The organism is Pseudoclavibacter sp. 13-3 (genome assembly GCF_021168475.1).
Taxonomy (GTDB): Bacteria; Actinomycetota; Actinomycetes; order Actinomycetales; family Microbacteriaceae; genus Pseudoclavibacter_A.
This window is the reverse complement of record NZ_JAJOZT010000003.1, coordinates 19,912-33,135: the sequence shown is the minus strand read 5'-3', so window position 1 is coordinate 33,135 and position 13,224 is coordinate 19,912. Positions and strand designations below refer to the sequence as shown.

The following is a 13,224-nucleotide window of genomic DNA, read 5'->3' as shown; positions in this document are numbered from 1 at the left end:
TGGGCGGGTGGGTGTGGGGGCGTGGGGCGTGATGGGTGTCGTGTGGTCTGGGAACTCTGCTGATCGCATGGATGCAGGTGGTCAGAGATGCGCCGGCTCAGAGATCGGCGAACCCGTCACGCACCGTCACGACCGCGTTGAGCAGCTGGCGTTTGAGGTCGGTGAGATCGGCGTCGGTGAGTGCAGCGCTCTCGGGCGCGGCATCGATTCCGTCTGCGGGCTGATGCCGTTCGGCGAGCCAGGCGTTGATGGCCGCTCGACAGCTCGCCAGCACCGAGGCGACGAACACCACGAGACGGATGCGCGGCATCCCCACAGGCGCGCGCTGCTGCAGAGCGGTGACGAATCGCGCTTCAGCCTCGTCCCAGGCCATGAGCTCGTACTGCAGGAACTCGGCGTGCCCGTCGAGAGCCGCGCCGAGTTCGAGGCACTGCTGCAGATAGCGGGAGGTGACGCTGCTCATGAAGACCTGCGTCACGGCCTCGACGACAGATTCGGCCGCAGGCCGATTCTCGATCTGTTGCAGGGCCTCGACGAGCAGATCTTCGGTGGGGGCGTTGAGCGCTGCGTCGATGCCGGGAAAGTAGTTGAAGAACGTGCGCCGCGAGACAGCGGCGCGCTCGGCGATCTGCTCGACGTTCACGCGATCGCGGCCGTGCTCGAGCACGAGACTGATCGCAGCCTCGATGATCGCTGCTCGGGTGGCCGCCCGATTCAGTTCGCGTCGACTCAGCTCGCGCTGGCCAGAGCCTGGGGCTGGCACTGATCCCAATGAGGAAGAAACGGACATGAAATTACCCTACGTGCAAGTTTGCCCGTCGTGCAATGATATGAGCTGAGTGGATGCTGTGAGCAGGCGCCTTCGTCTCGTCATCGCCTCCGACGTGCGGTCTGGTGCAGCAGCGAACGGATCATCGGCGGCCGCACCTGTGGCCTGCCGACGTTCATCGTGATCTGCCACGACCCGTTGTCGATGTGGCGGTGGTGCCACCAGCACAGCAGCACACCGTTGTCGACATGCGTCGCACCACCGTGCTGCCAGGGCACGACATGGTGTGCCTCACACGCATGAGCGGGGATGCGGCAGCCCGGAATCGCGCACTGGTGGCCGTCTCGAGCAGCGATCGCCCGCCGCTGGTGGGTGCTGAACACCCGTTGCGTCGTCGTCAGCGAGATCAGGGCTCCCCGAGCATCGAGCCGGGCGAACTGGGTGCCCCCGTCACAGGCCATGCGACCGATCGTCTGCGCAGCGACCGGATGGTCGACGCCCGAGATGCTGCCGGCTGCGGCGATCGCTCCGATGCCACAGCAGTTGCCGGTGACGGCAACGCCGGCAGAAGCAGAGCCAGACCCGGAAGCACCAGGCGGGGCAGCACCAAGCGGGGCAGCACCAAGCGGGGCAGCACCAGAGCCGGTGTCGGCCGAGGCAGCAGCCGGTATCGTCACGATCACGGCGGGCGGCGTGTGGAACTCAGGACTGCCGGTCAGCGCGGCGACCATGGCGGCGAAGACATCAGCGCGCTGCTGGCCGAGCGTGCGCATCTCAGCCCGGGCTGTCTCGCGATCGAGAGAGTCTGCACTGCTCTTGCCTGCACTGCTCCCGTCTGTGCTGATCTCTTCCGCACCCATCAAGCCTGAATCCGTCGCGCCTGTCCCGTCGACGACGTCACTCAGAAATCGCGGCGGAGTCTTCGTGCTGAGGCAGGCATCGAAGACGGCGAGAGCACGCGCCGCGACGTCAGCGGGAATCGCGCCGCGCACGGCGTGCAGACCGTTTCGGGCACGCGACGAGATCCAGAAGTCGCGTCGATTGACCGCCTCATCTTCTCGCGGCTGCACGCCATCGGGGTCGAGCGCCTCGCGCCATGCCGCCGCCTGTACTCGCACAAGATCTGCGGAGAGTCCGGGAACGCAGTGCCGGTAGCCCAGATCGCGATCGCCGTCGTCCGCAGCATTGTCACCTGCAGCGTTCGACGGCCCAGCGCCTGACGGCCCAGCGCTTGACGGCGCAACGCTTGACGACCCCAAACCCGCCTGATCAGCATGGCGCAGCGAGCGCGCACCGTCGACGAGCGCACACTCGGCCGCCTCCAGCGTCTCGAGGTCAGCTCGCGGAGCCGCCTTGCCGAGCTCGCTCACGATGGCCTCAGCCGCTTCGAGACCGAGATCGCCAGCAGCAAGCGCCGCACCGACCTGCGCGAAGAGCGGCGGCAGCGGCAGCCCGATGTCTCCCGTGCGCCCGAGCACCTGCTCGCCGAGTCGTACCCGGCGGCGTGCCTCGCGGGATGAAACGCCGGCCACATACTCGATGAGTTCGACCGCGTTGCGCTGCCCGTATCTCGTGGAGAGCCGCTCGTCGCTGTCACAGGCTGTGCACCGCTGTGCCACTTCACCGGCCACCTGCACACGCAGCGAATCGATGGCGCGACCCGCGTGCTCGACGAGTTCGACAGCCGCGACGAGGGCAGCCCCAGACAGGCCGCCCCAGAGTGAGCCCGCCGCGCCGGTGCCAACGGCACCTGCATCGGCGTTACCGGCCTGCGCACCAACGGCGCCGGCCACACGACCGAGCGCGATCAGACCCTGCAGCACATCTGGCTGCGAGGGCTGCGCGAGGTGCGATGTGGCTTCCATGACCCGAGTCAACACCCACCCACTGACATTCGACGACTGCAGTCACCCACCCATCGAGCCCCGGAATGACACCGAAGTACGCCTCATATGGATGCTGCCCGACGCTCTGCGCACAGGCTCGGCTACAGCGTGGTTCTCTTCACAGCACGGGACAGGACAGAACCAGACAGAACGCCACAGCACCCAACAGAACAACCGACCTGCACACCGCTCGGTTCGACCGGCAGGCGCCTCCGAGACGCAGGGGGATAAGCCTGACCCGACTGCCCGATAGAATCGACTGAAGATGACTGCTGAGAGCCCCGCGAAACACCGGCGCAACCGCCGAGAGCAGTGGGCACGGCGCCTGAGCATCGCACTGCCGCTCTTACCGCTGGCGGTCGCGTCGATCTGGTACGCCCTGGTGGCCGTCACTTCTCCCGGCCCATACGCCCCGCTGATCTTCTTGGTGGTGCTCGTCTACGGCTTTCCCGTCGTGCTCGTGCTCGGCATCGTGCTGCACATCGTCATCGGGGTCGCCTCATGGAGCTCGCGCGCGACCAAGATGTTCGTCTCGTGTGCGCTGGTGATCCTGCTCTATCTGCCCGCAGCGGTCTTCGCCGCGCTCTACGCGCTGATGTTCACGCTCTAGGCGACGATTCCGCGTCTTCCGCCACCGCGGCATCCGACGGCACCAGCTTCAGCCCGATCACCGCGATCACGACGCCACCGATGCAGAACACCTTTGGCCACGAGAACGGCTCAGCGCCCGTGGCCAGTGCGAAGACCACCGTCAGCACCGCACCGATGCCCACCCACACCGAGTAGGCGGTGCCGATCGGGATCGTGCGGGCCGCACGGCTCAGGCCGACCATGCTGATCAGCAGCGCGACCGCGAAGACGACGACCTCGACCGGGCGGGTGAGCCCCTCCGAGCGCCCCAGCGCGGTCGCCCAGACCGCTTCGAGCACACCGCTCACGACGAGGACGATCCACGGCATCAGCTCACCACCTTCAGACCGATGACGGATGCGACGAGCAGCACGAGCAGCAGCACACGCGCGGCCGAGGCCCGTTCCCGCCCGCTCGCCATCGACCAGATCACCGTCAGACATGCGCCGATGCCCACCCAGACGGCGTAGGCCGTGCCAGTCGGAATCACCGACATCGCATACGCGAGACCGGCCATGCTCGCGCCGAACGCGACGACGAAGAGGATGCTGGGCCAGAGCCTGCGGAAACCGCGCGAGGCTGCGAGTGCGGCTGCCCAGACGGCCTCGAGCAGACCTGATGCGATGAGAATGATCCATGCCACGCCGCAGCCCTCCTGCGAGTCAGCCCTGTCGTCTGTGGGTAGAGCGCCCTCGTCTGCGGGCCGGAGACGGGCTTCGGTGACAGGCTAGCAGGGCTCGTGGACAGGGTGGGCAGAACGCAGGCGACCCTGCGAACCGTGAGCATGGCCGTGCAAACGACAAAGGCCCCGCATCCCGGAAAACACATGGGATGCAGGGCCTTCGTTTCGTGCGGAGACGGAGGGATTTGAACCCTCGGTCCCGAAATTCGGGACTCCACCTTAGCAGGGTGGTGCACTAGGCCAGACTATGCGACGTCTCCAGAGGCACCTGCGAAAGGCACCATGTCATCATAGCGGATTCGCACGGCTGCGCCACCTGCCAGGCACAAACCTACTTGTTCGCCACCGCGCAGGTCTGATCCCGAGCGGTCTGCCCGACGATGCCCTCTGGCAGTACCGTCGCCGGCTGCGAGGCCTCAGGCGCAGGCGACCCCGAGGCGGTCGAGGGCTGCGCTGATGCCGACGGCGCGGCATCCGCAGACGGCGAGGCGGTCGCGTCGGTGGCTTCGCCCACCGTCTCAGAGCCGATGCCGGTCTTGCTGTTCTCGTTCAGTCGCACGCCCTCACCCGAGGCGATCGCCTGGAAGAGCGGGGTCGACAGCGTCGGGTCGAGCACGACACGGTTGCGGTCACGAGGATCTTCCGTCACCGGGGCCTGGATGAAGGCGACGTTGTCGAGCGAGATGCCGGCCACCGTCGCGCCCAGCGAGACCAGCATGCCGGTGTCTTTGAGGTTCGACGAGAACTCGATGTTGCGGGCCGCGGCAGACGCCAGGTCGTAGAGCCTCACCGGATTCGTGAGCGCGCCCTGCGTCTGGATCGTGCGCACCAGCGACGAGAGGTAGACCTGCTGCGAACTGATGCGCCCGAGGTCGCTGCCGTCACCGACGCCGTGGCGGTTGCGCAGGAAGGCCAGAGCATCTGCGCCCTGGATCGTGTGCTCGCCGGCGGTCAGGTGCAGCCCGGAGTCGTTGTCGTTGATGTCGTTCGTGACGCAGACCGGCACGCCGCCGATCGCATTCGACATCTCGATGACGCCCTTGAAGTCGATCTTTCCGACGAAGCCGATGTCGACGCCGGTGAGCTTCTCGACCGTGAGCGCCGTGCAGCTCGGGCCACCGTACGAGATGGTCGAGTTGATCTGCACGCGGCTCTGCGCCGGGTAGGTGCCGCCGCTGCCGTCGGTCTTCGGGCACGCCGGCATCGAGACCATCAGGTCGCGCGGAAAGCTCACCGCAGTCGCGGTCTGGTGATCGGCCGAGACGTGCAGCAGCATGATGACGTCTGCCAGGTCGGTGTCTTTGTCTTCGGCGGTGAAGCCGTCGCCCTGGTCTTTGCGCGTGTCTGAGCCCATCAGCAAGAAGTTGACCGGGCCGTCGACCGTGGCGACCTGCGGGCTGCCGTCGGCGTTCGTGAAGTCGAAGTAGCCGATGTCTTTCTGCACCGACCAGACCATCAGCCCGGTCAGAGCGACACCCCCGACGATGGCCATCGTCAGACAGAGGGCGATCCATTTGAAGACTGCTTTGGGGCCGCCTCCAGCCGGTGCGAGCGCGCCATGACGCGCGACCGCGGTGAAGCGGTTGTCGTTCGCAGCGGAGCTGGACGCCTTCGCCAGGCGACGTTCAACCTCACGTCGCTCTCGTCGCGACTGCGCCATCAAGGCCCCTTTCGCCAAGTCAGTCAGATCTACAAACTCTACTAGTGTGCCGATGTTTCATGTGAAACGCCTGTCGGCCCGTCTACAATGCCGATGTGCGTCTCGTCATTGCTCGCTGCACGGTGGACTACGCCGGGCGGCTCACCTCCCACCTTCCTCTCGGCACTCGCGTGCTCATGCTCAAAGCCGACGGCTCGCTGCTCGTGCACGCCGACGGCGGCTCGTACAAGCCGCTGAACTGGATGTCGCCGCCCTGCAGCCTGACGGTCGAAGAGCCCGACGACGACCAGCGCGAGATCGGCGTCATCGAGGTCTGGCGCGTCACCCAGCGCAAGACGTCAGACCAGCTGATCGTGGGCATCCACGAGATTCTCAGTGACACCTCGCACCAGCTGGGCACCGATCCCGGGCTGATCAAAGACGGGGTCGAGGCGCACCTGCAAGAGCTGCTGGCGGCGCAGATCGAGCTGCTCGGCGAAGGATGCGAACTCGTGCGCCGAGAATACGCCACCGCGATCGGGCCGGTCGACATCATGGCCCGCGGGGTCAACGGGGAGCACATCGCCGTCGAGCTCAAACGCCGAGGTGACATCGACGGCGTCGAGCAGCTCACCCGCTACCTCGAACTGTTGAACCGCGACCCGCTGCTCTCTCCCGTGCAGGGCGTCTTCGCGGCGCAGGAGATCAAGCCGCAGGCGCGCACCTTGGCCGAGGATCGCGGCATCCGGTGTCTTGTGCTCGACTACGAGGCCATGCGCGGCACCGACGACGCCGACGAGCGGCTGTTCTAGACGCGCTGCGCCCAGCGGTCGCCACGCAGGCGCAGCCCGAGGGTGAGGGCACGCATGATCATCAGCCCGCCGCCGAAGCACGACCACACCGCGACGAGCTTCCACCGGTCGGCGATCATGGTGCCGCCCGCACCCGCGAGGCCGCCGAGCAGCCAGAGCACCGCGGCCATCCACACCGCCATGCCGACCAGGTTGAGCAGCCCGGCCAGCGCGAGGTAGCGTCCGTCGCCGGCGCCGATCAAGATGCCGTCGAGCACGAACACGTACCCCGCCAGCGGCAGCGTCACACCCATGGCGATCAGCCCCGGAGTCAGCATCGACAGCACACCCGGTTCGCTGGTGAACGCACGCCCGGCCCATGGCGAGATCAGCACGAAGACGATGGTCAGCCCTCCTCCGACCAGAAGCCCCCACTGCTGCAGACGTCGGCTCACCGCATGCACGCCGAACGGGGTCGCCTGCCGATCGGCTGACGAGCTGGGCGGCGCATCGACCGGCGCCTGCTCTCGCCGCCGCCGCTCGCGCTCCCCGAGTTCGAGCCCCACCAGCGCCTGCCCGGCGACGGCGAGCGCGTCGAAGGCCATGCCCAACGCGCTGAACAGCGAGAAGAGCACTTGGTAGCCGGCGAGGGTGTCGGTGCCGAGACGTGCCGCCAGCCAGACCGTCGCGAGCAGTGCCGCACGCAGCGTTGCCGTGCGCAGAAACAGCCAGCCGCCTTCGCGCATCGATCGGCCCACGCCCGCCCATTCGGGCCCGAGCCCCGCGCCGACGGCACGAGCGCGTCGCACCACGATTCCGGCCAGCACCAAACCCATGCAGCACTGAACGATGACGGTGCCGAGCGCTGAGCCGGCGACGCCCCAGCCCAGCCCGTAGATGAAGAGCGCGTTCAGCGCGACATTCGCCGCCATGCCAGCCGCGACCACGACCAGGGGCGTCTTGGTGTCTTGCAGCCCGCGCAGCACGCCGGTCGCCGCGAGCACGACGAGCATCGCCGGCAGCCCGAACAGTGAGACGCGCAGATAGGCATGCGCCTGCGCGGTCACCGCCGCGTCAGGCGTGAGCACAGCAACAAGCGGGTCGGCCGCCCACCACCCCGCGAGCGCGAGCGCGATGCCGGTGACGAGCGCGAGCCAGAGCCCGTCGATGCCCGCGGCGAGCGCTTCGGCGGGCCGCCCCTGGCCCAGACGGCGCGCGACGAGGGGCGTGGCCGCGTAGGCGAGAAAGACCATCAGACCGACGGCTGTCTGCAGGATGCTCGCCGCGGCCGCGAGCCCGGCCAGCGGTGCAGCGCCCAGATGCCCGATCATCGCCGAGTCGATCAGTGTGAACACCGGCTCGGCGACGAGCGCACCGAGCGCTGGAACCGCGAGGGCCGCGATGCGCCGATCGAGGCGGTGCCGAGCGCCCCGAGGCCGCGGTTCAGTCATACAGGCACTCTAGCGGCGACGTCTGACGTCGCCGGGTCGGCGCCTCGATGGAGTGAGCGCTGGTAGAGGCGTCAGCGCTGGTAGACGCCGACCAGCGTCGCGCGAGCGAGCGTGTGCGAGAAGAGGTTGAAGCCCAGCGCCGCCGGCGTCGCGTTCTCGGGCAGATCGAGGTGATCGACGTCGACGGCGTGCACCACGAAGTAGTAGTGGTGCGGCCTGTGCCCGACGGGCGGCGCGGCGCCGACGAAGTCGCGACCGAGCGAGTCGTTGGTCAGCGCGACCGCGCCCGCGGGCAGCGATCCGCCGCCGGTCGAGGCGTTGCCCGCGCCGGCATCCAGCGAGGTCACCGAGGCGGGAACGTCATAGACCGCCCAATGCCAGTAACCGCTCGCGGTCGGAGCATCGGGATCGTAGGCGGTGACCGCGAAGCTCTTCGTGCCGACGGGGAAGCCCGACCACGACAGCTGCGGAGACCGCCCTTCGCCGCCGGCGCCGACCCCGACCTGGGACGACTTCAGCGTCTGACCGTCGACGACGTCGTCGCTGGTGAGTGCGAATGAGGGAACCTGTGGCAGTTCGTCGTAAGGATTGACCATGGTCCATGCTAGGCACACGCTGCGGCCGAACGCGAGGAAAATCGACCGCAGGTGCACGGACCGACCGACACGGGCACCCCGACAACTATGCTGTGGGCATGACTTCTGCTGCCTCTCGCGACTCTCAGCCCGCCGAGCCCTCTTCCGGCATCCGCGTCACCGACCTCGACCCGGCGGTGCGCCCGCAGGACGACCTCTACCTGCACGTCGACGGACGCTGGCTCGAACGCACCGAGATTCCCGCCGACAAGTCGCGCTACGGTGCGTTCCTGCAGCTCGCCGAAGCGGCCGAAGACGCGATTCGCACGATCGTCGAGGCTGACGCCGACGCGACGGCGGCGAGCGAGCCCGCCGGGAGGCACGCGGCCCCGCGCGACGACGCCTCGACCGGCGCGAGCACAGACGACGACCGCTCGACAGCCGACCGCCGCAAGATCGGCGACCTCTATGCGAGCTTCATGGACGAAGCCCGAGCCGAACAGCTGGGAGCCGCCCCGATCGCCGACGACATCGCCGCCGCGCTGGCGCCGCAGACCGTCGCCGAGTTCGTGACGGCCGTCGGTCGCGCCGAGGAGCGCGGGTCGAGCGGGTTCTTCGGCCTCTACGTCGACAACGACCCGGGGCAGCCCGACCGGTACGTGCCCTTCATCGTGCAGGGCGGCATCGGCCTGCCCGACGAGTCGTACTACCGCGAAGAGCAGTTCGCCGACGTGCGCGGCAAGTACCTGATCTATCTGCAGGTGCTGCTCGAGCTCGCCGGCGTCGACGACGCCGCCAGCCGGGCCCATGAGGTGCTGCAGCTCGAGACCGACATCGCAGCCGTGCACTGGGACGTCGTCGCCAGCCGCGAGATCGAGAAGACCTACAACCTGCGCACCTTCGAGCAGCTGGTCGCGTCGACGCCGAACATCGACTGGAGCGCCTACCTCGAGGCCGCGCAGGTCGACCCGAAGGTGCTCGCCGAGGTCGTCATCGCGCAGCCCTCCGCGCTCGAGGGCCTCGCCGCCCTGCTCACCGAAGACCGGCTGCCGGCCTGGCGTTCATGGCTGGCCGTCAACGTCATCCGAGGCGCCGCACCCTATCTCTCGCACGACTTCGTCGAGATCAACTTCGACTTCTACGGCCGCACCCTGAGCGGCACCCCCGAGCTGCGCCCCCGCTGGAAGCGCGGCGTCTCGCTCGTGCAGGGCGGGCTGGGCGAGGCCGTCGGGCGCGAGTACGTCGCACAGCACTTCCCTCCGGCGGCGAAGCACCGCATGGACGAGCTCGTCGCCAATCTCATCGAGGCCTACCGCCGCTCGGTCGGCTCGCTGACCTGGCTCGGCGACGACACCAAACGCCTGGCGCTCGAGAAGCTGGCGAGGTTCACCCCGAAGATCGGCTACCCGGTCACGTGGCGCGACTACTCCACGCTCGAGGTCGGCCGCGACGACCTGATCGGCAATGTGCGCGCGATCGGGCGTTACGAACAGGCGCGCGAGCTGGGCAAGATCGGCCGCCCGATCGACCGCGACGAGTGGTTCATGACCCCGCAGACCGTGAACGCCTACTACAACCCGGGGTTCAACGAGATCGTGTTCCCGGCCGCGATTCTGCAGCCGCCCTTCTTCAACGCCGAGGCCGACGACGCCGCGAACTACGGCGGCATCGGCGCGGTGATCGGCCACGAGATCAGTCACGGCTTCGACGACCAGGGGTCGAAGTACGACGGCGACGGCCGACTGGTCGACTGGTGGAGCGCGACCGACCGCGAGGCCTTCGAGAGGCTCACCGCCGCACTCGTCGCGCAGTACAACGCGCTCGAGCCGCTCGACGCTCCCGGCCACAGCGTCAACGGCGCGCTCACCCTGGGTGAGAACATCGCCGATCTCAGCGGCCTCTCGATCGCCTGGCAGGCCTATCTGCTGTCGTTGGGCGTCGATCCCGCGCAGTCGGCGGCGGACGCCGTGGCCGAGGCCGCCCGTCAGGCTGCGGTCATCGACGGGCTCACCGGCCCGCAGCGGTTCTTTCTCTCATGGGCGCAGGTCTGGGCAGAGAAGCGTCGCCCGGAAGAGGCGGTTCGCCTGCTCACCATCGACCCGCATTCGCCCAACGACCTGCGCGCGAATCAGATTCCGCGCAACCTGGACGCCTTTCACGAGGTGTTCTCGGTCGCCGCAGACGATCGGCTCTGGCTCGGCAGCGACGAACGCGTGCGCATCTGGTGACGCCTCGCCCGATGGGCGCTGTCGGGCTATGACCCGGTCTGGCCGGTGACCATCGACCAGGCCGGCCCCGGCAGCAGCCCGATGTTGGCGATGCGCCAGCCGAGCCCCGGGTCGTCGATCGACTGCGAGATCAGCAGCGGCGCAGAGCCGACCTGTTCGCCTGCGCGCTCGATCAGCACCGTGCCCACCTGCGAGCCGGCCCGAGCACCCGCCTGCACAGAGGCGCCGACGAATCGGCCGGTGACCGGGGTGCCCTGCCAGCTCAGCACGTGCACCGTGGCCGCAGACTGCGCATTGGCCGACGCACCCCACGACGTGGTCAGCGTGCCCGCCGACTCACCGGCGACGAGCACGTCGCGCGAGACGATCGACTGTCTGATCGACTGGATGAGCTGCCCGACCTCGGGCTGCAGCTTCGAATGGTCTTCGGTGCTGCCGAGGGCGGCGCCGACCAGCTCGAACGGCACGCCGTCGACGCTGAAGTGCGCCGAGTAGGCGAGATTGAACACGTCGGCCAGACTGCCGGTCTTCAGCCCGTCGACCCCCTGCTGACCGAGCAGAGAGTTGTGGTTCTTGATCTCGCCGATCCCCGGGATGTCAGCCGTCGGCGTCGAGACGATCTGACGCACCACCGGGTTCGCCAGCGCCAGCTCGCCCAAGTGCACGATCTGCTCCGGGGTCGCCTGGTTGCGCTCGTCGATTCCCGTCGGGTCGGCGATCGTCATGCCACTCAGACCGTTCGCGTCAAGCCAGGCCGGGGTGCTCGCCAGGTAGTCGTCGACGCTGCCGAACGCCCAGGTGGCCAAGGTGGTGGTGTAGTTGTTGCTCGACGGCAGCAGCGACAGCTCGAGCACCTGGAACTGGCTGAGCGACGCGCCCACGGTCACCGGCTCGACCGAGCCGTTCTGCTCCAGGTAGCTCTTCATGAGGTCTTCGTCGGCCTGCGTCATCGTGATCGACGGCCCTTGGTCGCCAGCCTGCAGCGGCCGCCGGTCGAGCACGCGCAGCGCGGTGACGAGCTTCGTCACGCTCGCGATCGAATAGGCCTTCTGCTCGCCATGCGTCAGCGAGACGTTCACCTGACTCGCCGCAGGCTGATCGCCGAGGCTGCGCAGCACGAACGCTGCGGCTCCGGTCGACGGCCAGACCAGCTGAGCGTCGACAGATCGCACGTCGGCCGCAGCGTCTGCAGTGACGGTATCGGCATCGTTCTGCTGCAGCGAGGCGTCGGCGAAGACGATGCTCGCCGACTGCACCGGCAGCGGCCCCCAGGTGACCCACGCCGCGAGCGCCAGCAGAATCGACGCGACGACGATCGTGATGGGCCACCCGATGCCGCGCGCGGGCTTCAGCGCTGCGGCTCCCCCTTGGGCGAGCAGCTCACTGCGTCGACGAGTCATGCTTCGTGCTCTTCCCCTGCTTGTTGATCGCACGAGGGCCGACGGCGAGATGCGAAATCGTCTGGACGACCGGATTCAGCGTCATCTGACGCGAATGCCTGTGCGCACCGCGCGCGCGTGCGAGCGGCGTACGCGAACCACTCTACGATGATCGCCCGCAAAGACGGGGTCGCCACGTCTGTCTGCGGCCGATTCGCCTCGCCGATCGGCCTGGCGAGATCGTCGAACAGCCGAGTGGTCTGCGGGCCGACCACGGCACGCGTCGTGTTGCCCGCGATCTCGGCCACCGGCAGCCGGCCGGCCAGCACTCGGTCGATCAGGTCGAGCACGCCCTGTGCGTCGCGCCCCTGCAGGTCGTTCATCAGCAGGCGGCCGACCAGTCGGGCCCGTGGGTCGTCGAAGCGGATCTCAGGCACCACCGTGCCGTCGTCGAAGCGGATCTCAGCGCAGTCGTGTCGCAGGTCGCACTGCTGCAGCACATCGTTCATCGGCGCGTCGCGGCTCATCGCTGCACCGGGTATGCCGTGATGATGCGTCCGCGATCGTCGAGCGCCATCTGTATCGTGAGCCCGCCGCCGCGCCCGACGAAGGCATCGCCCTGGGGGCTTCGGCCGTCGTACGCCTCGTTGATCGCGTCGACCACCTGCTGTGCGCTCATCGTGGTCGGGTAGAACGTCGAGAACCCGCGGTTGCCCGCTTTGGCCCGCCCGTCGACCGTCACCTGTGCGGTGTAGACCCCCTGTGCGTCGGGCGCCGTCTCGGTGCCGCTCACCACGGCCCCCTTCGTGCCGGTGAACGCCTGCGAGTGGTAGCCGACCGCCTTGCCGGCACGGCTGATCTCGCCAGAGAAGATGTGGGTGAGCGCATTGCGGGTGAAGTGGTCGGTGCCCTGCAGACGGCTGAGCCCGACGATGTCTCCCGAGCTGCCGGCGTGCGCGCCCGAAGCGTCGAGCGAGGTGTCTTTCGGAGCGGCCGCGCTCGGCGTGGCGGATGCCGAGGTGCGCGCCCCGGCATCGTGCACAACGGGAGAGGTGGTGTCGTTCGCATCGAGACCGCGCTGCACGAACACCCAGATCGCGAGCACCGCCACGAGGGCCAGCAGGGTCAGATTGCGCGTGAGGCGCTGTCTGCTGCCTCTTCGTGACGTCATGATAAGGAGTATATGGAGCCGCC

The 13,224-nt window shown here is 68.2% G+C and carries 13 protein-coding genes and 1 tRNA gene; 3 read left to right on the top strand and 11 right to left on the bottom strand.

Features of this window, described 5'->3' with window-relative positions; genetic code table 11:
• Positions 1–97 precede the first annotated feature (97 nt).
• Both LRX77_RS06205 and LRX77_RS06200 read right to left on the bottom strand, forming a co-directional pair.
• Positions 98–790, bottom strand: a complete 693-nt coding sequence (locus tag LRX77_RS06205) for a TetR/AcrR family transcriptional regulator (RefSeq protein ID WP_231832053.1) — start codon at positions 788–790, stop codon at positions 98–100.
• An 80-nt stretch (positions 791–870) separates the two neighbouring features.
• Entirely contained in the window at positions 871–2,634 is a 1,764-nt protein-coding gene (locus LRX77_RS06200; RefSeq protein WP_231832052.1) for an HNH endonuclease, read from the bottom strand.
• 286 nt (positions 2,635–2,920) lie between these two features.
• Here LRX77_RS06200 and LRX77_RS06195 point away from each other — a divergent pair, with 286 nt between their 5' ends.
• Complete coding sequence (locus LRX77_RS06195; protein WP_231832051.1) at positions 2,921–3,265, top strand: hypothetical protein; 345 nt, start codon at positions 2,921–2,923, stop codon at positions 3,263–3,265.
• Here LRX77_RS06195 and LRX77_RS06190 read toward each other — a convergent pair.
• From LRX77_RS06190 to LRX77_RS06175, 4 genes are all read right to left on the bottom strand, one after another.
• Positions 3,255–3,614 (bottom strand): DMT family transporter, encoded by a 360-nt coding sequence (locus tag LRX77_RS06190; RefSeq protein ID WP_231832050.1) that lies wholly within the window; start codon positions 3,612–3,614, stop codon positions 3,255–3,257. The genes LRX77_RS06195 and LRX77_RS06190 overlap by 11 nt on opposite strands.
• On the bottom strand, positions 3,614–3,928 hold the full coding sequence (locus tag LRX77_RS06185) for a DMT family transporter (RefSeq protein ID WP_231832049.1): 315 nt from the start codon (positions 3,926–3,928) through the stop codon (positions 3,614–3,616). Before LRX77_RS06185 ends, LRX77_RS06190 begins: the two co-directional genes overlap by 1 nt.
• Before the next feature lie 209 nt (positions 3,929–4,137).
• Positions 4,138–4,227: transfer RNA gene (locus tag LRX77_RS06180), tRNA-Ser, on the bottom strand.
• Positions 4,228–4,298: 71 nt separating this feature from the next.
• Positions 4,299–5,627: an LCP family protein gene (locus LRX77_RS06175; protein WP_231832048.1), complete on the bottom strand. Its 1,329-nt coding sequence runs from the start codon at positions 5,625–5,627 to the stop codon at positions 4,299–4,301.
• A 95-nt stretch (positions 5,628–5,722) separates the two neighbouring features.
• Between LRX77_RS06175 and nucS the strand changes: the two genes are divergently transcribed.
• The gene (gene nucS, locus LRX77_RS06170) at positions 5,723–6,418 is read left to right on the top strand and encodes an endonuclease NucS (protein ID WP_231832047.1); all 696 of its coding nucleotides are present in this window, start codon (positions 5,723–5,725) and stop codon (positions 6,416–6,418) included.
• On the opposite strand, the gene LRX77_RS06165 is transcribed toward nucS, so the two are convergent.
• Positions 6,415–7,848 (bottom strand): MATE family efflux transporter, encoded by a 1,434-nt coding sequence (locus tag LRX77_RS06165; RefSeq protein ID WP_231832046.1) that lies wholly within the window; start codon positions 7,846–7,848, stop codon positions 6,415–6,417. The genes nucS and LRX77_RS06165 overlap by 4 nt on opposite strands.
• A gap of 71 nt (positions 7,849–7,919) precedes the next feature.
• Complete coding sequence (locus LRX77_RS06160; RefSeq protein WP_231832045.1) at positions 7,920–8,444, bottom strand: YbhB/YbcL family Raf kinase inhibitor-like protein; 525 nt, start codon at positions 8,442–8,444, stop codon at positions 7,920–7,922.
• 98 nt (positions 8,445–8,542) lie between these two features.
• Here LRX77_RS06160 and LRX77_RS06155 point away from each other — a divergent pair, with 98 nt between their 5' ends.
• Positions 8,543–10,651 carry a M13 family metallopeptidase gene (locus LRX77_RS06155; protein ID WP_231832044.1) on the top strand — a complete coding sequence of 703 codons (2,109 nt, stop codon included), beginning with the start codon at positions 8,543–8,545 and terminating at the stop codon, positions 10,649–10,651.
• A 26-nt stretch (positions 10,652–10,677) separates the two neighbouring features.
• Here the strand turns inward: LRX77_RS06155 and LRX77_RS06150 are convergent, their stop codons facing one another.
• The 3 genes from LRX77_RS06150 to LRX77_RS06140 are packed head-to-tail and all read right to left on the bottom strand — an operon-like array spanning position 10,678 to position 13,201.
• Positions 10,678–12,051 (bottom strand): D-alanyl-D-alanine carboxypeptidase family protein, encoded by a 1,374-nt coding sequence (locus tag LRX77_RS06150; RefSeq protein WP_231832043.1) that lies wholly within the window; start codon positions 12,049–12,051, stop codon positions 10,678–10,680.
• Positions 12,048–12,557, bottom strand: a complete 510-nt coding sequence (locus LRX77_RS06145) for a hypothetical protein (RefSeq protein ID WP_231832042.1) — start codon at positions 12,555–12,557, stop codon at positions 12,048–12,050. The genes LRX77_RS06150 and LRX77_RS06145 overlap by 4 nt, the downstream gene beginning before the upstream one ends.
• On the bottom strand, positions 12,554–13,201 hold the full coding sequence (locus LRX77_RS06140; protein WP_231832041.1) for an EndoU domain-containing protein: 648 nt from the start codon (positions 13,199–13,201) through the stop codon (positions 12,554–12,556). The genes LRX77_RS06145 and LRX77_RS06140 overlap by 4 nt, the downstream gene beginning before the upstream one ends.
• Between the last annotated feature and the right edge of the window lie 23 nt (positions 13,202–13,224).